Here is a 20,557-nt window from a genome sequence, read left to right as displayed (position 1 = left end):
AAGTCCGCAGGCTTCGAACGCGACAACGTTGGGGAAGACGACTGTCGAACCGAAGCGAAAGACCCCACCCGTGAAACAGGAAACAACCACAGCAACACCAACGATCGAACCCACCCACACCACCGCACTGCTAGAAATAACCAATATGCCGCGCTCACTACGCCGGCACGTGGAACAGTTGATGCTGCAGAGCCTGCCAACCCCCGCGGCGTCATCATGCGACTACCCAGACCCGTGCACCTTATGGCGCCGGTCCCACCTGCCGGCAACCATCGGCTGCACCCAACGCATCGACGCTGTCACCGACGAACTAGCCGACTTCGCCGACGCACTGACTCAGCTAGCGCAGCAGCACGGATTCAGCGCCTGCCTGAGCTAACGGCTGCTGTGGCCGTCGACAAAATCCACCATGTCGGCGATGGTTCGCCACCCCAGCGCGTCCTCATCGGTGATGCGCACACCGAATTCGTCTTCGCAACGGACGCAGATATCGATGAGAGACAGCGAATCGATCCCCAAACCATCGATGGTCGACTCAGGGGTAATCATCGGCGCATCAAGCCCCGTGGCATCGCTGATGATGTTGACGACACGGGGTGTAAAAGAATCAGACATAGCTTCCAGAGTAGTCTCTACAAACATGCAGTCGAACAAGCGGACCGACCTCACGCCCGGCTGGTGCGGTGACCTGCCGGTGCGCTACTACCACAGTCAGGGCAGTGGCCCCGTGACAGTGGTGTTCATCCACGGGTTCACCCTTACAGCACAGTCGTATTTCCAGCAGGTGGACTTTTTGCACTACCGCTACCCGGAAGTCAGCTGCCTATTGCTGGATCTACGGGGGCACGGCGACAGCGGTGAAATCGAGCCAGAACTGTGCACGTTGGATGCCACGGCTGATGACGTCGCGTCAGCTATCCGCACTGCGGCACCTACAGGCCCGCTCGTCATCGTCGGGCATTCCCTCGGCGGGATGACCGCTCTGAACTTTCTGCGACGCTATCGTGACTTGGCGGCTAGGGTGCGCGGCGTCATTTTGATTTCCACCGCGGTGGAATCATTGTCCAGCCAAGGCGTACCCCAAGTGCTGGCATTGCCGGCGGCGGAGAAAATACACAACGCGGTAGAGGCCTCCCTGAAGGAAGCCCAAGCCTTCCGCACAGAAGTGGCGGCACTGCTGGCCCCAGCGCTGGCAGCGACAGTGTTCTACCGCGATGGAGTCGCCTACGACCTGGTGCAATTCCACGCGGCGATGATTCAAAACACCCCGCTGAAAACAATGGTTGGTTTCTTCGACGACCTGCAGCACCACGAGGAGCTCGAAGCGATCGACAAGCTCAACGAGGTACCAGGTGTGGTGATTGTGGGGGAGGAAGACCACTTCACCCCACCCAGCCAATCAGAGGTCATCGCCGACGCCTGGGGCAAATCAACCCTGTACCGATTAGCTGATGTGGGGCACATGGTCATCCTCGAGGCGCCAGAAATTGTTAACGGCGCGTTGGAGCAGATGATTCGGCGCGCGACCCCGCAACAACAGACACAGAACTAGCGCCAGCCTTGACCGTGTAGCTCTGGCCTGCGCTGATCTTGTCAGAGGAGTACTGCACCAGTGCGAAGGGCCTCTCGCCCGCCTCGATTGTGGCGATCACCGTGCCGGAGGAATCCTCGATGGTGATGGCACCACCGGTCACCGAGCTATCAAGATGGGCGCTGATGAAGCTTTGGGTGCCGCCGGTCGGATCAGCGGGCATACCCGCAGAACCCAACCCGATGACGGTGCCGCCATCGATGCTGAAGCTACCCGCGTAATCGAAGGTTCCGTTAGCGCCGTCGCTCGGGCCGAACACCAGCACGGTCCCGCCATTAATGCGTAGGTCTCCATTGGAATCGATTCCATCGCCGGCCGCATTAACCTTCACTGTGCCACCACTGATCACAATCTGCTCTCCTGTGGATTGTTCCATGCCTGCCCCGGGTTGCCCACCAGAGGCGCCACCCTGCTGCGGAGGTTGCATGCCCTCCTGCGGCTGCTGCATACCTTGGGGCGGCTCTTGCATGCCTTGGGGTGGCTCTGGCATACCTTCCGGTGGTTGTGGTCCTGCAGCTTCTTCTGACTGCTCCTGCTGCTCTTGCTCCGTTGTGGCATCGACGCTGGTGGCCCCGGAGCCGTTAATTCCATCGTCACTGGAAGTTAAGTCCACAGTGCCATCGCTGATGCTTAACAGCCCGGCTTCCAAACCTTCGGTGGAGGACGCGACGGTGACATCCCCGCCGTCGATAAGCAGGGCAACATCAGAGTGCACCCCATCGCCGCCCGCATTGACATCAACGGTGCCGCCGCTAAGGTGCACGGCGACATCGCTGCGCACACCGTCATCGCCGGCGGTGGCATCAAGGTGGCCGCCGAGCACACTGGCCGAATCCTTCCCCCGGAAAGCATCGTCTGCGGCCGTCACCTTCCACGTGCCGCTGTAGAGCGCTAGATCATCCGAGGAAGCAATGCCATCGGCGCCCTCACCCTCAGAGTGCACGGTGACCGTCCCGTCACCGCTGAGCACAAGATCCGCATGAGAGTAGATCGCCGCCGAATCAGGGGCCGTCGCCGTCACCGTCGAAGAACCCACCGCATGCACCTGCACCTTATCGGCGCTCACAACGTTGATCTGCCCAGCAATGGTGGCGTTGTCCAGTATCAGAACCACGTTCGCATCACCCGCGTCCACGATGACGTCGCCCTGCTCACCGCTGATGCGGTAGGTTCCGGCCTTCGTGATGGTTCCGCCGTCGTAGACAGTGGCCGACGCGACGTCAGGGGAATCTTCCACCAACTTTGGGGTTTTAACTTCGGACTCCACAATGTTCTCGGCAGAGGGGCTGCTGCTTTGTTCGTTAGTTACGGTGCTTGTTGTTGCAGTGTTATGTGCCGCAATCGCTGCGGTACTGCTGGCGTCCAGGGGCGCACCATCATCGGCGTGCGCGCACGCGGTTAGGGCTACGGGAAGGGTCGCCGCCAGGGCGAGGGAAGCAAGGCTTGAACGTTTAGTCATGAAAATTACATCCTTCAAAGTGCAGTAAGGGGTTCGAGTAGATACGCAGCGTCAGGCTGCGGCAGGAAGATCAAAATGATGCGTGAGCGTCGAATGCCACCGATTACTCGGCAAGTGCGGGTAGACCGCTGCCATGCCTGTTGCGTACTTGGAGATCCGACAAGGCCGTATACCGTTGCGCCACAGCAGGCGGTCGATCGCGCCGGGCTGGGCCCCAGACTTGGTCTCGATGATCACCATCTCTGGGGCATCCAGGCGCGGGCACTCTGCGTCGCTGGTGCTGACGGTGCTGTCGGAGTAGGAGCGAAGCCCAATCCAGAACAGTCCGCTGTCGATGGTTGCTCGACCATTGTCAGTGAGCAGGCAGCAGCGACGGTATCCACCGTGCAGCGTTGGGCTGACCGCGGCGTCAACACCGACACGCTGTAGCTGTGCGGCCGCCCAATCCGCCTGCGGCAGTGCGTCCGGCACACCGGTGTGAAACTCGGTGGACACCCGGGTTTTCGCGGTCAGGCCCCGGGGGCCTGACCGCGAAAACGAGGACGCCGATGGATAGGGCGTCGAGGAAAAGCTGAGGGAGGTTCATGAAAGAAGATCCTTGCTGTGTAGTAGGTCCCCGCGGTGCGGGGTTAACTACTATTGAAGACCCTCAACTTGGCAAAACACTTGGGTATAGGTGGTGCGTTCTTAGGAGAATCCTTTCAGCGCTCGAAGGTTAAAGGGCTTGATTTTTCAGGATTTTCAGGATGCTGACAGTCTTTCTCGGCATCGTCACAGCCGGGGCTTGGCAGACAAAAAAGGGGGGCTTCCCACAGTCAGTGGAAAGCCCCCCCCTAGTTAGGTCGCTAGCGGCGGGTGTTAGACAGCAGTCGGATCGGACAGGTTGAAGTCCTTAGCAGCCTGGGCTGCGACAGACTTGTCAATCTTGCCTTCACGTGCCAGGCCGGACAGTGCTGCGACAACGACGGACTCGGCGTCAATATTGAAGAAGCGGCGTGCGGCGGGGCGGGTGTCGGAGAAACCGAAACCATCCGCACCCAACGTGGTGTAATCGCCCGGGACCCACTTGCGGATCTGCTCCGGCAGTGCGGTCGCGAAGTCCGACACAGCAACGAACGGGCCAGAAGCCTTCGACAGCTGCTTGGCGACGAAAGGCTCCGTGACCTCGCGATCCGGGTGGCGCAGTTGCTCGCGTTCGAGCTCGTGGCCTTCGCGAGCCAGTTCGTTCCAGGAAGTGACCGAGAAGATGTTGGCCTTGACACCGAACTGCTCCGCCAGAATCTCCTTGGCCTGGAGTGCTGCTTGCATACCGATACCGGAAGCCAGCAGGCTGACTTCGTGGCCATCGCCGGAAGCCGGGGAGTACAGGTAAATACCCTTGTGCAGACCTTCAACGTCGAGGTTTTCGGGCTCTGCGGGCTGGTGAGTGGGCTCGTTGTAGACCGTCAGGTAGTAGATGACGTCTTCGCCGCGACCTTCACCGTACATGCGGTCGATGCCCTCGCGAATGATGTGCGCGACCTCGTAGGCGAAAGCCGGGTCGTAGGAAATCACTGCGGGGTTCGTACCAGCCAGGATGGGGGAGTGGCCATCCATGTGCTGCAGACCTTCACCAGTCAGGGTAGTGCGGCCAGCAGTAGCGCCGAGGAGGAAGCCGCGGGCCATCTGGTCAGCGGCAGCCCACACGGAGTCACCGGTGCGCTGGAAACCGAACATCGAGTAGAAGATGTACAGCGGAATCATCGCCTCGCCGTGAGTGGCGTAGGAGGTACCAGCTGCGATGAACTCGGCCATGGAACCGGCCTCGTTGATGCCCTCGTGCATGATCTGGCCGTCAACAGCCTCACGGTAGGACAGCATGAGGTCATGGTCGACCGGGGTGTAGTTCTGGCCGTGGCTGTTGTAAATCTTCAGCGTCGGGAACCAGGAGTCCATACCGAAGGTACGTGCCTCATCAGGGATGATCGGAACGAAGCGCTTGCCCAGTTCCTTATCCCGCATGAGTTCCTTGAAGGTACGAACCACAGCCATGGTCGTAGCAACCTGCTGCTTGCCGGAATCCTTACGCATGATCTTCAGATCGTCCATGCTCGGGACGGACAAAGGCTTGTAGGACGTGCGGCGCTCGGGTACCCAGCCGCCGAGATCCTTACGGCGCTCGAGCATGTACTTGATCTCCTCGGAATCCTTACCGGGGTTGTAGTACGGAGGTAGGTAAGGATCCTTCTCGAGAACCTCATCGGAGATCGGAATCTGCTGCTTGTCGCGGAAGAGCTTCAAGTCTTCGAGGGTGAGCTTCTTCATTTGGTGGGTCGCATTGCGGCCCTCGAAGTTGTGGCCGAGACCGTAGCCCTTAATGGTGTGCGCAAGGATGACGGTGGGTCGATCCTTGGTTTCCATAGCGCGCTTGAAAGCTGCGTAAATCTTGCGGTAGTCATGGCCACCGCGGGGCAGACGCCAGATTTCTTCATCGGTCATATCCTCAACCAGCTTGGCCGTGCGAGGATCGCGGTTGAAGAAGTGCTCGCGCACGTAGGCGCCGTCATTTGCCTTGAAGGTCTGGAAGTCACCGTCGGAGGTGTTGTTCATCAGATCAACGAGGGCGCCGTCCTTGTCCTTCTCGAACAATTCATCCCACTCGCGGCCCCAGACGACCTTGATGACGGACCAGCCGGCACCGCGGAAGAAGGACTCCAGTTCCTGGATGATCTTGGTGTTACCACGCACAGGGCCGTCGAGGCGCTGCAGGTTGCAGTTGATGACGAAGGTCAGGTTGTCGAGGTTGTTGAGAGCAGCCTGTTGGATGAGGCCGCGAGACTCCGGCTCGTCCATTTCGCCGTCACCAAGGAACGCCCAGACATGCTGCTGAGAGGTGTCTTTGATGCCGCGGTTGTGTAGGTAGCGGTTGAACCGTGCCTGGTAAATCGCATCCATCGGGCCAAGGCCCATGGACACGGTCGGGAACTCCCAGAATTCAGGCATGCACTTGGGGTGCGGGTAGGAAGGCATGCCGCCCTGTTCGCGGGAGACTTCCTGACGGAACCCATCCATGTCGTCTTCACTGAGGCGGCCTTCCAGGAACGCGCGAGCATACATGCCGGGCGATGCGTGGCCCTGGAAGAAGATCTGGTCGCCACCGCCCGGGTGGTCCTTACCGCGGAAGAAGTGGTTCATGCCCACTTCGTACAGCGGTGCGGAGGAGGCGTACGTAGAAATGTGGCCGCCGACACCAACACCAGGGCGCTGGGCGCGGTGAACCATGATGGCTGCGTTCCAGCGGATCCACTTGCGGTAACGCTTTTCGATGTCCTCGTCGCCGGGGAAATCGGGCTCCATTGTCGTGGGGATGGTGTTGACGTAGTCGGTGGAGGTCAGTGGAGGAAGCGGCACGCGCTTAGCGGTTGCTCGTTCGAGCAGTCGCAGCATGAGGAAGCGGGCGCGGTCAGGGGATGCTTCTTCCAGGAGGCCATCAAGGGACTCCATCCACTCCCGGGTCTCTTCGGGGTCGGAGTCGTTGAGGTAGGACGCCACGCCGTCGCGGATCATCGCGAAGTTGGTGTCGTCGAGTGGCTTGTCAGCCATGAATTCCTCCTGTGTGGAAATCGTTAAACAAAATAATCGCTAACCCCTAGGATACGGGGTTAACCATCGGGGGCGACATATCCCCTCGCTGAGGGGCACTTTTTCGCACATTTGCCGGGTTACTACAGTAAAGTAGTTAAACCATGAGGCCTAAAACTGAGGAGGAAACTCGCGTGGGCAGTGCCGAAGCGGCAGCCCAGAAGGTAGCCAACATCCTAGGGGTGCGCCCCGGTCAGCTGATCCAAGAGATCGGTTGGGACGAAGATTGCGACAGCGACATTAGTGTCGCGATTGAAGACGCTATTGATGATGATCTACTGGGGGAGGACTCCCTCGAAATTTGTGACGTGGTTGTGCTGTGGTGGCGCAACGGCGACGGGGACTTGGTCGACGCTTTGGTCGATGCCCTGCGCAACCTGGATGAGAGCGGTTGTATCTGGGTGTTGTCCCCCGGGGCATCGCAGTCGAATGCCTTGCAGCCAGGCGAGGTTGCTGAGTCGGCGCAGTTGGCAGGCTTGGTGCAGACCCGCAACGAGCGGTTGAACTCTTGGCAAGGTTCCTGCTTGGTTCGTGGCGGCAAGAACGTCCGCGGATAGCTGTTTTTACCTAGTCTTAGCCGCCTTATGGTGCTGTTTTGTACATCGCCTTGGATAGCGTGCTAAAGTTGCTATCCGTTGCGCGCCTTTAGCTCAGCTGGAAGAGCAGCTGGTTTACACCCAGCAGGTCGGCGGTTCGAGCCCGTCAGGGCGCACCAAATGAAAGCCACCACCCACCATCGCGTGGGTGGTGGTTTTTTCGCTAGCATGGCGGATGTGACCACTCAGATAGATGCCCATCGCGACACCGACAATTTTTCTAACCCCCTTATCGCTCCTAGTGAGCTTCCTTTCCAGCTGCCGCCTTTTGCGGATATAAAGATCGAGCATTTCCTGCCGGCATTCGACACCGCCCTGCTTGACCATGAAGCGGAAATTAACGCCATCGTTAACAACCCCGAGCCGGCAACATGGGCTAACACCGTGGAAGCCTTGGAGGCCTCGGGCCGCGCACTCGAGCGCGTCAGCGCGGTGTTTTTCAACCTGCACGGCACCGATTCTTCCCCCGAAATGGACGCCATCGCCGAGCAGATTATCCCGAAACTGTCTGAACACAGTGATGCCCTCTACCAGAACGAGGTGCTCTACCAGCGTCTTCAGCAGGCCACCCCGCCAGCAGATGATGGGGAAGGGCAGCGCCTGAAGGACAAGTTGTTGCGATCCTTCCGCCGCCGCGGTGCCGAGTTGGATGCCACAGGCAAAAAACGTTTGAGTGAACTCAACAGCCGACTTGCTGTGCTGAGCGAACAATTCGGAAAGAACCTTCGGGAATCCACCGCAGCTTTAGCCGTTGGCTTAACGGAGGATGACGTCGCGGGCTGGGACGAGGCACGCAAAAACGCCGCCCGTAAAACTGCGGAAGATTATAAGGACAATCCGCAATTAGCGTCCTTTGAATATGTGGTGCCTTTGGGTTTGCCAGCGGTACAGCCCGATCAAACCGACCTCGACAACCCTGCGGCCCGCAAGGCGCTCATGGCGGCATCGCTGAAACGCGGCGTCATTGGGGGCGACAATGGTGCCGTGCTCACCGAAATCGCCGCACTGCGTGCACAGCGTGCGCGGCTGCTCGGCTACGACACCCATGCCGACTATGTGCTGGAAGAAGAAACTGCGGGCAGTACAGATGCCGTGATGCAGCTGCTGCGTGACCTTTCCCCGGCAGCCTCCGCCAACGCAGCAGGGGAGTACAAGCTGCTGGTGGAGGAGGCACAGGCGGCTGATCCGACCGCCACGGTGCGTGACGCCGATTGGTCCTACTGGGAGTCCAAGGTTAAGCAGCGCGACTACAGCCTGAACGAAGCAGAGCTGAAAAAGTACTTCCCACTGGACCAGGTTCTGCGTGATGGCGTGTTTTATGCTGCCAATCGTTTGTATGGCATCACCGTGGAGCCTCGCGATGATCTGCAGGGCTACCACCCGGAAGTCGCCGTCTACGAAGTCAAGGATGCGGACGGTTCCAGCATCGGGTTGTTCCTCACTGACTACTTCGCGCGCCCGTCCAAGCGCGGCGGGGCTTGGATGTCGAGTTTTGTCGATCAATCCCGCCTACTGGACAGTAAACCGGTGGTAGTCAACGTCATGAACATCACCAAGCCTGCTGATGGCAGCCAACCGTTGCTCAGTATTGATGAGGTACATACCCTCTTCCACGAGTTTGGGCACGCCTTGCACGGTCTGCTTTCGGATGTTCGATACCCGACGTTCTCGGGCACCAACGTCCCCCGTGACTACGTCGAATTCCCCTCGCAGATCAACGAAAACTGGGCGTTTGACCCGGCTGTGGTGCGTAATTATGCCCGCCATGTTGACACTGGTGAGGTCATCACAGACGAGCTGATTGCCGCCGTTGACGCGGCCTCCAAATTCGGCCAGGGGTTCGCGACCAGTGAATACCTCGCGGCGTCGATCATTGACATGGCGTGGCACACGCTGACACCCGAGCAAGCCGCCGCCGTCGACGATATTGATGCTTTTGAACGCGCGGCCCTTGCAGATGCAGGCCTGGAGGTCGACAATCTTCACGCTCGCTACAAGTCGCGCTTCTTCAACCATATTTTTGGTGGCGGTTATTCTGCAGGCTACTACTCCTACCTGTGGGCAGAGGCCCTGGATGCCGATGGTTTCGAATGGTTCAAGGAAACTGGTGCTGCAGGGCACTCTAGTGATGACGTCGCGGCACGTGCGGCCGGCGCGCGCTTCCGTGAACTGGTGCTTTCTGCGGGTGGTTCGCGAGACTATGAGGAGGCTTTTACTACCTTGCGTGGTCGCGCTAAGGACGTCACCGCCCTGTTGGAGCGCCGTGGTCTAGCTGGGGCTAGATAGCCGCGAGGCAACTTTGGCCCTTGGCGGCTAGTGAGCCTAGGCTTGAAGGTATGGATCTGCAGGTCACGCCAATTAGCGGCATTAATTCGCCGATGCCCATTGTGGTCAGTGGGCTTGCGCCAGGGGCCAACCTGGAACTGAAAGTAAAGACGGTGGACGCCGCCAATCGGTTGTTTAGTTCCACCACTGTGTTTAAAGCCAACAGTGATGGCGTGGTGGACACATCGAAGCATCTTCCGCAGGACGCAGGCTGGGTGACTCCCAGCAGCCTTGGTGTGCTGTGGAAGATGATGGCCCAGGACGGTAAGGATGCCACCTTTGCTGTGGATGGGCTCAACCCCATGCGCGTGGAGGTTCAAGCTCGGGTGGAGGGGGAAAAAGGAAAAGGCACCCATGTCACCCGCACGATTTCGCGTAGGGCTAGGGAGATCACCCCGCTGCCGGTGTCTTGTAAGGGACGGGCCTTTTGTCCGGATGAACCGGGCCCATTCCCCTTGGTGGTGTTGTTCGGCGGCGCCGGCGGCGGGGTAGATTCCGCCAGTGCCGCGGTGCTTGCCCATCATGGGGTCGCGGTGTTTAGTTACGACTATTTCCCAAGGAAAAAGGGGGGAGTGGTTGATGTTGATGCCGTTCGGCGCATGCTCCGGGGCATCCGTCTCCTCCCGGAGATCGATTCCAGCCTGCCGGTAGCGCTGTGTGGAACCGGCCGCGGTGCGGAGCTCGCACTCCTGATCGCCAGCCTCGAGCCGAACCTCGTTGGCGCCGTGGTGGCCCATTCCCCAACGGATGTGTTGAGCGCTTGGCCCGATAAGGATTCTCAGCCTGATGTGTTCGTCGGTTCCGGTTTGCCGAAGGTCACCATCAAAGCCCCCGGTAAGCAGGATGTTGCGGCTGATTGGCACGCGTTTATTCAGCCCAAGCTCAAAGGCCAGCCCTGGCGCCTGCGCGCCTATTATGATTCCGCCCGCGAGCACACCAAGGACATTGAGGCCGCCGCCATCGAGGTGGAAAAAATGAGCGGGCCGTTGTTGCTCACAGCTGGCAGCGAGGACGCCGTCTGGGACAGTGCCAGCATGTCGCTCACGCTGCAATTACGTGCTTCAGATGTGGAGGTTTTCCGCTACGTCGCTAAAGGTGCGGGTCACAATGTTGGTTATCCTTTCTACTTCCCGGGGCTGCCCGCGCAGAAGACTATGAACGCCTACGGCTATCGCATTGCTCTCGGCGGGCATAGCGTGACCAATGGCCAGGCCAGTGTGGACAGTCGGGTGCAAGTGATCAGCTTCTTGCGTAGTGCTTTCGGGCTTGAGGATTAAGGTGCGCGTGCCAGTGGGTTTTCCATGGGGCCTGGTTGCGGGGATCGCCGCCGACAGTGTGTTTGGTGACCCCAAGCGCCACCACCCAGTGGCATGGTTTGGGCATTACGCCACATGGTTGGAACGCGCACTGTATCGCGACACACGCACCGCCGGCGTCATCTATTGGGTTGCGGCAGTCGCTCCACCGGTGGCAGGGGCGGTTGCGTTGCAGAGGGCTTCCCGCCGATTGCCGACGTCGCGTGCCCAAACCATCGCGCGGGAAGGCTTGCTGGGCCTTGCTGTGTGGGCCTCCCTTGGCGGGCATACGTTGCGCTGGGTGGGGCGGAGTATTCACCGCGACCTCTATGTCGATGCTGATATTGAGCGCGCACGCACGTGGGTGCCGTGGTTGTGCTCCCGCGATCCTCAGCAGCTCGATGCTCAGGGCATGACGCGCGCGGCAGTGGAGTCGCTGGCGGAAAACACCTCTGATGCGGTGACCGCGCCGTTGGTGTGGTCGCTGCTGGGCGCACCCGGGGTGGTATTCCACCGCTGTGTAAACACGCTGGATGCAATGGTGGGCTACCGGAGCCCCAGATATGAGCGCTTTGGCTGGTGCAGCGCTGTTATTGATGACGTCGCGGCCTACCTGCCTGCACGCATGAATGCGCTGAGCAACACGGTGTATGCTGCGTGCGCTCGACCGGCAGGCTTGGAGGGCTTGCGGGCGGCGATGAGCGCGTGGCGTGATGACGCACCTAAGCATCCAAGCCCCAATGCGGGCCCAGTGGAGGCGACAGCGGCAGCTGCCCTCGGTGTGCAGTTGGGTGGCCGCACAGTGTATGACTACGGGGTGGAGCACCGTCCTGAGCTGGGGCACGGCGCCGCGCCTGGGGAAGAAGCATTGCGGGGGAGTGTCCGCCTGTCGCAGTGGACTCAAACAGTTGCAGCCCTAGCGGTTGGCGCCGTCGTGTTCGCTTGGCGTGGGCGTTAGAAGCGTTCTTCGTTTTTCTCTGCCAGCTTGCCCCAGTGATCCGAGCGGGTGCCGCCGTATCGGCTACGCTGTCGGCGCGCTGGGGTAGTGGGGTTGCTGGCGTGCTCGGCTTCGTTGTGCTCGGCGCTCGTGTCGGTGGGTTCTTCGGATCTTTCAAAGCTTGCAGTGCTGGGGGCAGATAGCTGCGTGCGGTCGCGATCCTCGCGGCGTCGTTCCTTGATCTCAGCCCACACAAAATACGCTAGGCCCAGGGGTGCCATGATGCCGAAGGCAATCCACTGCACCCCGTAGGACAGGTAGGGGCCGGAATCGAGCTTCGGTAGGGGGATCGCTGTGACTTCCCCGGGCTGGCCTTCTGCTAGTTCGATCCAGTCGTGGGCTAAGTGCACTCCAAGCTCGTGACCAATCTGCTCGGTGTTGATGCCGCTAACCTGCACGGGATCCACGTTGGTCAGTGGGGCGTTGGCTGGTGGGTCTTCGTCCAAACGGGCATAGCCGATGATAGTGGTGACCGCACTGGGTGGTGTGTTCGCAGAAGGACTATCGCCGGCGCTTTCAAAACCACGGTTGACCAGGAAGGTTTCCCCGGTAGTGGTTTCGAACGGGGTGAGGAATTGGTAGGCGGGTTCAGAGTTAACTGGTCGCATCCGCAACACCGCCTGGTTGTTCAGGTAGTGCCCGGTCAGCGTCACCCGAGTCCATTCCTTATCTGCTGGGATGGAGCCTTGGGTAAAAACGGAACTGTAGGCAACGGGGTCCGCGTCGAATGCCGCCGAAACTTGGTGGTTACGGGCGGAGGTTTTTTCGTTTTTACCCAATTGCCATGGAGCCAGCACGGTGAACGCGAGGTAGGCGAAGGCGATAACCGCTACAGCTGTTATCACCCAGCCGGGTTTGAGGAAAGCCAACGCCAGGGACTTGGCGGAGGTGCTTCCAGATACGCGGGTAGAAGGGATGCGCGACATGTCAGCGCTCCGAGGATGATGCGAGGTGCTCGCGCACCCAGGTGATCAGCCCCGGGATGGAGGCTGCGATTTCTGCCCGGGTGCGGTCGAATCGTGCGTCATCACCGTAGTAGGGATCAGCGACGATGGCGCCGGCGGGGGAATCTGGATCGAAGGAGCGCAGCAGGCGGATTTTGTGGCGGTCGACGCCCAAGGCCTGGAGCTCGCGCACGTGGCCTTCAGCCATGGCTACAAATAATGTGGCGTCGGCGTGCTCGGGTCCGAATTGGGCGGCCCGGTGGTTGCTGCCGTCGTGTCCTGCTGCGGCCAGGGAGGCCACGGCGCGCCGGTCGGCTGGATCGCCGATGTGCCAGCCGCCGATGCCGCAGGATTTCACTAGTACGTCATTGGAGAGGCTGGCATCTTCGATTGCGGCGCTGAACATGACATCCGCCATGGGGGAGCGGCAGATGTTGCCGGTGCAGACGAAAACAACGTATAGGGATTGCGTGCGCTCGTTCACACCACACGATGTTAGCCGAGGAGTGTTTGGTTGCGTTGTTCGGGCAGGGCGAAGGTGGATGCTGCGGCGATCGCGAAGGCGAGGCCGAAGACTGCGAACAGTGCGCCGGTGCCGGGAACGAGTGGCACCATGAAGGGTGCGAGGATGCCGGCCACGCGTCCGACGGCGGCTGCGCTTCCTGTTCCGGTGCCGCGGATGTGGGTGGGGTAGAGCTCTGGGCCGATGGCGTAGAGGGCTCCCCAGGCGCCGAGGTTGAAGAAGCTCAGCAGGCAGCCGGCGACGATGATGCCTGTGGGGCTGTGCTGCATTCCGAAGAATGCTGCTGCGACTGCGGAGCCGGCGAGGAAGGTCGCCAGGGTTGCTTTACGCCCCCATACTTCGATGAGCCAGGCCGCTACCGCGTAGCCAGGCAGCTGGGCAAGCGTGATGATCAGGGTGTATTCGAAGGATTTCACCAGCCCGTGGCCCTGGAGGACGAGCAGTGTGGGCAGCCAGATGAATGCGCCGTAGTAGGCGAGGTTGAGGAAGAACCAGATGGACCACAGCCCCGCGGTGCGGGCGCGTAGGGCGGGGGCGAAGATCGAGGTGGCTTGTTCTTCTGCTGTGGTCGCGGCGGGGGCTGTGGGGGTGGTGACGTCGCGTGCGTCGCTGGTGTGGACAGCGTTGCTGTCTTCAAAGTGCGCGACGGCGGCCTCGGCTTCTGTCAGTCGGCCTTTGTCTACGAGGTATCGCACGGATTCGGGCAGTCCGCGGCGGACGACGAGCGCGTAGGCGGCGGGGACGATTCCCACCAATAGTGCCCAGCGCCAGCCGGGCCAGTTGGCGAAGGTGTGGGGGACTACGAAGTAGCCCAGTAGTGCCGCGCCAATCCAGCCCAAGGCCCAGAAACTTTCGAGGGCTACAACCATGCGGCCACGGATGTGGCGGGGTGAGAATTCAGAGACGAGGGTGGATGCCACGGGAAGTTCTGCGCCGAGGCCGACACCGACGATAAAGCGCAAGACGATGAGGACGGCGAGGCCGCCGGCGAAAGCTGAGGCTCCGGTGGCGATACCGTAGATCAGCAGTGTGAGGGCGAAGACAGAGCGGCGCCCGATTTTATCGGCGAGCAATCCCCCGAGTGTTGCGCCGATCATCATGCCTATAAAACCGGCTGAGGCCAGCCCGGAGAGCTGGCCTTTAGTCAGTCCCCATTCCGCGGCGAGGGCGGCCATGATGTAGCTGATCAGGCCAACATCCATGGCGTCGAGTGCCCAGCCGATGCCGGAGCGGAAGAGGAGTTTTTGATGTGGTTTACCAAAGCGGAGCGTATCTAGGCGCTGGTTATAATCCATTAGAAAAGGATACGCATTACCGACGCTGATTTTTATGTTCTGCCCACTTTTAGGGGTGAATCAGGTTTACCAGCCGTGGGGCAGAAGGCCAACGATGGATAGCAGCGAGTAGATGAACGCGATGCCGTAGACCACGATGATGGTCACCTGGATGACGGGATTGCCCTGCCAGGTGACATTCCATGCTGGCTGGCGGTCACCATTGTTGCGTGCTGCGCGCAGCAGCATCACAGGGATCACCGACATGACCGCGCCCGCGAAGCCACCTGCGTAGCCGAGGGCGTCGACGAAACCGCCCCAGCCGGCGAGGGAGATAGCCAGTGGAGGGATAACCGTGAGCAGCACGGCGATGAGACGAAGACGGCCTTGGTCGCCCCAGTGCAAAATGTCCAGAATGTTACGCATGGTCGTGAAACCGATGGCGAGGAAGGAGGTCAGCATAGCCAGCAGAGCAAAGAGATTCGCCATGATGAACGCGGTGTTGCCGAGGGACTCGCCCCAGGCGATGGTGACGACCTCGGTGACGTTGTCGCCCAACAGGCCCAGTGCGGCAAAAGGCACCAGCGCGAGGGTGAAGCCAGTGATGCACATGCCGGCGATGATGGCCTTCGGGATGGCGCGGGGGTTGTCTTCTTCCAGGCCACGGGTGAGCTCGGGCACGACGTACTGGGCGAGGAATGTAAACACCGCGAGGTTCATGATCGGCACGATGTAGAAGGGGCGCAAAATGATGAGGTTTGCAGCTTCAATACCAGGGCCGATAAACGTCCAGCCGCACAAAACGAGGATGATGAGTGCCATACCGGTGGTGATGGCTCCCTCGACGACGCCGGTGGCGTGCAGGCCCTTCCACATGACGTAGGTGCCGAAGGTGAAGAACAGCAGAGTACCGACGACGGGGTTGAGGCCAAGCAGTTTGTTGAGCAGGTTGCCGGAGCCCGCAGCGTAGGCGATGAGTGCGCCGACGCCGTTGACGATCACCGCGATGAACACAAGCCAGCGGCCCCACTGTCCGAGGTATTTCTCCGCTAGACCGGACAGCTGGAGCGGCTGCTTGGTGCGCAGGCTGACCTCGGCCACATAGAGCATAGAGATGGTGGTGAGTGTACCGGCGATGAGCAGGGCGATGACGAGGGCGAGGAAGCCACCGTTTTTGCCGGCGTAGGGCAAGCTCAAGATGCCTGCGCCGATGTTGGTGCCGAAGATCAAGGCGACGCCTTGGGCGACCGTGAGTTTATGACTGCTGCCCAGCAGCTCGTGTTCGAGATTTTTAGTGGTGGTATTCATGAACATATTCCTTTGTGTGAAGTTTGGTTGTGGCTACGCGCAAACGACGCCCCGATGACCGCTGAAAACCCGGGCGGTTTCGGGGCGTCGCTGGCTAGTTCAACAGGGTTGGCAGGTGCATCCCGGGGCTAGGCCCCAGGATGTGTTACTGCAGCGCGAGGTAGACGGTATCGAGGTATTCCTCGATACCTTCGGTGCCACCCTCGCGGCCGAAACCAGACTGCTTGATTCCTCCGAAGGGGGCCGCGGGATCGGAAATAGCTCCACGGTTGATGCCGATCATTCCGGCGCGCAAACCTTGGGCGAGTTTACGGGCGGTGTCGGTGTTGGAGGAGAAGCCGTAAGCAGCCAGGCCGAACGGGGTGTCGTTGGCGCGGCGGATGCCTTCGTCGAGGTCATCAAAGACGCTCACTGTAGCCACGGGGCCGAAGATTTCCTCGGTGAGGATCTTGGCGTCGGCAGGTACGTCCTTGAGGACGGTGGCGGGGTAGAAGTAGCCGGGACCTTCCGGTACTTCGCCGCCGACGGTGGCGACAGCGCCACGGTCGAGGGCGTCCTTGACCAGCTCGGCGATGCGATCGCGCTGCTTGGCGGTGATGACGGGACCGAGGGTGGTGCCTTCTTCCAAGCCGTGGCCCATGACGACGCCTTCCATGGCTTCGGTGAGGCGACGGGTGAACTCTTCGGCGATGGAGCTGTCAACGAGGAAGCGGTTGGCTGCGATGCAGGCCTCGCCACCGTTGCGCATCTTTGCCTGCATGGCGCAGGTGAGCACCAGGTCGAGATCCGCGTCTGCTGCGATCACGAAGGGGGCGTTGCCGCCGAGCTCCATGGAGGTGCGCAGGAGGTTGTCGGCAGACTGCTTGACCAAAACCTTGCCAACGGGGGTCGAACCGGTGAAGGTGACCTTGCGCAGGCGTGAGTCTGCCATCAGGGTGCTAGACATGTCCGAGGCGTGGGTGGTCGGAACAATTGATACAAGGCCTTGGGGGGCGTTGAAACGATCGAATACCTCTGCGATGACCTCGCCGAGAAGCAGCATGGTCAACGGGGTTTCGTGGGCGGGCTTGACCACGATCGGGCAGCCTGCAGCCAGCGCCGGGGCGATCTTGCGGGTGGCCATCGCCAGCGGGAAGTTCCACGGCGTGATTGCCAGAACGGGGCCGACAGGGCGGCGGGTGACAGCGATGGTGCCTACGCCCGCGGGTGCCCCGCCGAAACGGCCGGGGAAGCGCACGGCTTCCTCAGAAAACCAGCGGAAGTATTCGGTACCGTAGGCAACTTCGCCTTGCGCTTCGGCGAAAGGCTTGCCCATTTCGGTGGTCATGACGCGGGCAAAGTCGTCGGTGCGCTTGGTTACTTCGTCGAAGATTGCGCGGAGTACCTCTGCCTTTTGGCGAGGGGTGAACTCTGCCCACTGCTCCTGGGCTTCAACCGCCTTGTCGAGGGCGCGTACGCCATCGTCGACGGTGGCGTCCGCGATGGTGGCAATTACCTCTTCGGTGGCGGGGTCGTGGACGTCGAAGGTTGCCTCGTCGGAGGAATCAACGCCCTTACCTGCCAGGAGAATCTGGGTGGGGACGGAGACACCGGAAACAGTTGCGCGAGTCATTTATGCGAACACCTTCTTAATGTTGTTGACCAGGACGCGCATGCCATCGCGCAGGACCTCTTCGGAGATCACGAGCGAGGGCAGCAGGCGGATAACGTTGTAGTCCATGCCGCAGGTGAGGATCAGTACGCCCTCTTCCTTACAAGCGGCTGCGACAGCCTTGGTCTCGTTGCCGGCGGGTTTGCCGTCCTTGAGCAACTCGATAGCAATCATGGCGCCGCGGCCGCGGATTTCTGCGACGTAGGGCTCGTCAGCGATGCTAGCGAATTCTTCGCGAATGATGGCTTCGATTTCCTTCGCACGGCCGGCAAGGTCGTGGGTTTCCATTTCACCGATCGCGGCCAGTGCTGCTGCACAAGCAACGGGGTTGCCGCCGTAGGTGCCGCCCAGGCCGCCGACGACAGGCGCGTCCATGATGTCGGCGCGGCCGGTGACTGCGGACAGCGGCAGGCCGCCGGCGATGCCCTTTGCGAGGGTGACCAGGTCGGGTACGACGCCTTCGTTGTTGACTGCGAACCAGTCGCCGGTGCGGCAGAAGCCTGCCTGGATTTCGTCAGCGACGAAAACAACACCGTTGTCGGTGCACCACTTGGAGATTGCGGGCAGGAAGCCCTCGGCGGGAACGATGAAGCCGCCCTCGCCCTGGATGGGTTCGATGACAACGCAGGCGAGGTTTTCGACGCCGATTTCTTTTTCCATCACGTGGATGGCGCGGTCGGCTGCTTCCTGGCCGCTCAAGCCGTCGCGCACCGGGTAGGACATGGGAACGCGGTAGATCTCAGCGGCAAAGGGGCCGAAGCCGGTCTTGTAGGGCATGTTCTTGGCGGTCATCGCCATGGTGAGGTTGGTGCGGCCGTGGTAGGCGTAGTCGAAGACGGCGACGGCGTTGCGGCCGGTGTGGGCGCGGGCGATCTTGACAGCGTTTTCGACGGCTTCCGCACCGGAGTTGAGCAGTACGGATTTCTTGGCGTGGTCACCGGGAGTGACCTCTGCGAGCTTTTCAGCGACAGCCACGTAGGACTCGTAGGGGGAGACCATGAAGCAGGTGTGGGTGTTGTGGCTGGCTGCCTCGGCGGTGGCCTTGGCGACTTCGGGGTTGGAGCCGCCGACGGAGGTAACGGCGATGCCTGATGCGAAGTCGATGAAGCTGTTGCCGTCGATGTCGAGGAGGATGCCGCCGTCGGCGTCCGCAACGTAGCCGGGCAGGCCAGGGGCGAGGGCGCGGGCACAGCTGTTTTCGCGGCGGGCGTCAAGGGCTGCGCTCTTGGGGCCGGGCAGTTCGGTCACCAGGTTGCGCTGCTGGGGGATGCGGTAAGTGAAGTCCTTCATGGGGGTCTCCTTCGTCAATCAACGGTGTGCGTTAGGGGTCACACAAATTATGGGACTGATAACCGGATTGCAGGAGCTAGACGTTTGGGCGAATGAGTGCGCTAAAGATTCGCCACATCGTATAGATTATTAAGAGTGACCCGTCCAGCAGCCCCCGTAGCCGCCACCGATATCGCGTTTAGCTGGCTCTATGACCAAAAATCTCTTGGCCTCGTACCTGTGCACAGCCAACAGGGTAGTTTCGAATATGTGCAGGTCAGCGAGATGGCCGAGCCGGAGTTCATCACAGCAGGAACCCTGGTGCTCACCCTTGGTCTATCGTTTGAGGATGACGTCGCGGGGCTCAAGGCCTATGCCTCGAAGCTTGCTGCGGCAGGGGCAACCGGCATCGGATTCGGAATTGGCGTCGAATTTGATGACGTACCTGCTCCCCTCATTAAGGGGGCAAAGGCCGCCGGTTTGGAAGTGTTCGCGGTGCCCCGTGCGGTGTCCTTCCAGAGCATCGTGCACGCGGTCCATGCGGAACAAAACCGACGCCTGCAACAGGACTATCGGGCCCTGACCCGTCAGCAGGATCAACTCAACCGCGCCGCCATCGACGGCGGAATCGCACAATTGCTGGACGTGCTCGCCAAAGACCTACGCGCAGACGTCGCATTGGCCGATAACGATGGCCGTGTTGTCTACCAAGGCGAGGGGTTGGCTAAGCGGTTGATCATCACAGACTTAAGCCAGCTGCCCGCAGGCAAGGGGCCCAGCGCAAGTTCTGCACGTTGGCGAGCCCTCGATGACGGAGACCTCGTGTGCGAGATGACGCACGTCCTAGGCTCACAAGGGGAGCGCTACCACGTGCTGAAATTAGTCCGCGAGCAGGGGTTTAGCCGCTCGGAGCTCTCAGCCATCACCCACTGCATGGGCCTGGCGGACATTGTGCTCCAGCGCCCCCGCACACTGCGCAAAGCCCGCAGCGAACTCAATTCACTTGCCCTAGCTCTGTTGCTTGGAATCGAAGGTGGGCAACGCACACTGTCCCAACTGATCTCCAATGCCACCGACGCCTACGGCCGAGTCCGGCCCGCCGTGCTCTACGCCGACGACCCCGAAGCACTAGCGCCAGCGCTCCGTGTTGTCGACGAGCGTCTCGAACAACAATCCCGAGCCCTGTTTTCCGTCCCCCTCGACGACAACACGGTTGTGGTACTGTTCCGCGGCAACCGAACCCACACCAACGTGCGCAGTTATTGCAGCGGCCCCACATTCCAGCGCATTCGCCTAGCCATCGGCGAACCCACCCTGTGGTCAAAACTCTCCATGGCTGATATTGACCTGCTGCGCACCGCCGCCCAATCCGCCGAGCTGGGCCGCAGCGTCGCAGGCGAAGACGTCGCACTGCAGTGGCTGCACAACGACACCGTCCGCAAATTGCTGACCGCCCGCGCCGATCAAACCCTCGGGGCGCTGCGCGAATACGACCGGATAAACGCCACCGAACTCGCACGCACAGCAGAGGTCTATGCCCGCAGCGGATTCCAGCTCAGTGACGCCGCGGACGTCCTCGGCGTCCACCGGCACACACTGCGCAGCCGCATAGACCGCATCAACAAAGTCTGCGGAATCGACCTTTCCAGCCCAGCCACCCAAGCCGAGCTGCTGATCATCACCCTCGCACTCGGCGAAGGCTAA

At 60.8% G+C, this 20,557-nt stretch carries 17 protein-coding genes and 1 tRNA gene; 8 read left to right on the top strand and 10 right to left on the bottom strand.

From position 1 onward, the window contains the following. Positions 1-70 precede the first annotated feature (70 nt). Positions 71-379 (top strand): hypothetical protein, encoded by a 309-nt coding sequence (locus CARG_RS06885; RefSeq protein ID WP_020976693.1) that lies wholly within the window; start codon positions 71-73, stop codon positions 377-379. Here CARG_RS06885 and CARG_RS06880 read toward each other — a convergent pair. Further along, positions 376-615, bottom strand: a complete 240-nt coding sequence (locus CARG_RS06880; protein WP_020976692.1) for an acyl carrier protein — start codon at positions 613-615, stop codon at positions 376-378. The two genes, CARG_RS06885 and CARG_RS06880, sit on opposite strands and share 4 nt — an antisense overlap. 25 nt (positions 616-640) lie before the next feature. Between CARG_RS06880 and CARG_RS06875 the strand changes: the two genes are divergently transcribed. Then, positions 641-1,552, top strand: a complete 912-nt coding sequence (locus CARG_RS06875) for an alpha/beta fold hydrolase (RefSeq protein WP_020976691.1) — start codon at positions 641-643, stop codon at positions 1,550-1,552. On the opposite strand, the gene CARG_RS09675 is transcribed toward CARG_RS06875, so the two are convergent. From CARG_RS09675 to aceE, 3 genes are all read right to left on the bottom strand, one after another. Then, a complete protein-coding gene (locus CARG_RS09675; RefSeq protein ID WP_020976690.1) occupies positions 1,491-3,050 on the bottom strand; it encodes a carbohydrate-binding domain-containing protein in 1,560 nt (519 codons plus the stop codon). The genes CARG_RS06875 and CARG_RS09675 overlap by 62 nt on opposite strands. 51 nt (positions 3,051-3,101) lie before the next feature. Beyond that, positions 3,102-3,545, bottom strand: a complete 444-nt coding sequence (locus CARG_RS06865; protein ID WP_020976689.1) for a VTC domain-containing protein — start codon at positions 3,543-3,545, stop codon at positions 3,102-3,104. Positions 3,546-3,908: 363 nt separating this feature from the next. Then, a complete protein-coding gene (gene aceE / locus CARG_RS06860) occupies positions 3,909-6,632 on the bottom strand; it encodes a pyruvate dehydrogenase (acetyl-transferring), homodimeric type (RefSeq protein ID WP_020976688.1) in 2,724 nt (907 codons plus the stop codon). Positions 6,633-6,775: 143 nt separating this feature from the next. Here aceE and CARG_RS06855 point away from each other — a divergent pair, with 143 nt between their 5' ends. The 5 genes from CARG_RS06855 to cbiB all read left to right on the top strand — a co-directional run bounded on the left by CARG_RS06855 (position 6,776) and on the right by cbiB (position 11,845). Then, on the top strand, positions 6,776-7,228 hold the full coding sequence (locus CARG_RS06855) for a DUF3052 domain-containing protein (RefSeq protein WP_020976687.1): 453 nt from the start codon (positions 6,776-6,778) through the stop codon (positions 7,226-7,228). Positions 7,229-7,310: 82 nt separating this feature from the next. Continuing rightward, a tRNA-Val gene (locus CARG_RS06850) sits at positions 7,311-7,386 on the top strand. A gap of 58 nt (positions 7,387-7,444) precedes the next feature. Then, positions 7,445-9,553: a M3 family metallopeptidase gene (locus CARG_RS06845; RefSeq protein ID WP_236620136.1), complete on the top strand. Its 2,109-nt coding sequence runs from the start codon at positions 7,445-7,447 to the stop codon at positions 9,551-9,553. Positions 9,554-9,603: 50 nt separating this feature from the next. Then, positions 9,604-10,869, top strand: a complete 1,266-nt coding sequence (locus CARG_RS06840) for an acyl-CoA thioesterase/bile acid-CoA:amino acid N-acyltransferase family protein (protein WP_020976685.1) — start codon at positions 9,604-9,606, stop codon at positions 10,867-10,869. Positions 10,870-10,882: 13 nt separating this feature from the next. Next, positions 10,883-11,845 carry an adenosylcobinamide-phosphate synthase CbiB gene (cbiB, locus tag CARG_RS06835; protein ID WP_020976684.1) on the top strand — a complete coding sequence of 321 codons (963 nt, stop codon included), beginning with the start codon at positions 10,883-10,885 and terminating at the stop codon, positions 11,843-11,845. On the opposite strand, the gene CARG_RS06830 is transcribed toward cbiB, so the two are convergent. The 6 genes from CARG_RS06830 to gabT all read right to left on the bottom strand — a co-directional run bounded on the left by CARG_RS06830 (position 11,842) and on the right by gabT (position 18,874). Next, positions 11,842-12,810: an SURF1 family cytochrome oxidase biogenesis protein gene (locus CARG_RS06830; protein ID WP_020976683.1), complete on the bottom strand. Its 969-nt coding sequence runs from the start codon at positions 12,808-12,810 to the stop codon at positions 11,842-11,844. The two genes, cbiB and CARG_RS06830, sit on opposite strands and share 4 nt — an antisense overlap. Before the next feature lies 1 nt (position 12,811). Next, positions 12,812-13,312: a low molecular weight protein-tyrosine-phosphatase gene (locus CARG_RS06825; protein WP_020976682.1), complete on the bottom strand. Its 501-nt coding sequence runs from the start codon at positions 13,310-13,312 to the stop codon at positions 12,812-12,814. Between the two features lie 11 nt (positions 13,313-13,323). Further along, entirely contained in the window at positions 13,324-14,646 is a 1,323-nt protein-coding gene (locus CARG_RS06820) for an MFS transporter (RefSeq protein ID WP_020976681.1), read from the bottom strand. 66 nt (positions 14,647-14,712) lie between these two features. Beyond that, positions 14,713-15,933, bottom strand: a complete 1,221-nt coding sequence (locus CARG_RS06815; RefSeq protein WP_020976680.1) for an aromatic amino acid transport family protein — start codon at positions 15,931-15,933, stop codon at positions 14,713-14,715. A 145-nt stretch (positions 15,934-16,078) separates the two neighbouring features. After that, complete coding sequence (locus CARG_RS06810; RefSeq protein ID WP_020976679.1) at positions 16,079-17,545, bottom strand: NAD-dependent succinate-semialdehyde dehydrogenase; 1,467 nt, start codon at positions 17,543-17,545, stop codon at positions 16,079-16,081. Next, entirely contained in the window at positions 17,546-18,874 is a 1,329-nt protein-coding gene (gene gabT, locus CARG_RS06805) for a 4-aminobutyrate--2-oxoglutarate transaminase (RefSeq protein ID WP_020976678.1), read from the bottom strand. It abuts the gene before it with no gap. A gap of 135 nt (positions 18,875-19,009) precedes the next feature. On the opposite strand from gabT, the gene CARG_RS06800 reads away from it, so the two are divergent. Further along, positions 19,010-20,557: a helix-turn-helix domain-containing protein gene (locus CARG_RS06800; protein ID WP_020976677.1), complete on the top strand. Its 1,548-nt coding sequence runs from the start codon at positions 19,010-19,012 to the stop codon at positions 20,555-20,557.

Origin of the sequence: Corynebacterium argentoratense DSM 44202 (assembly GCF_000590555.1) — a bacterium.
Classification (GTDB): Bacteria; Actinomycetota; Actinomycetes; order Mycobacteriales; family Mycobacteriaceae; genus Corynebacterium; species Corynebacterium argentoratense.
Note: the sequence above shows the minus strand (reverse complement) of the source record. Positions and strands in the feature narration are given on the sequence as shown.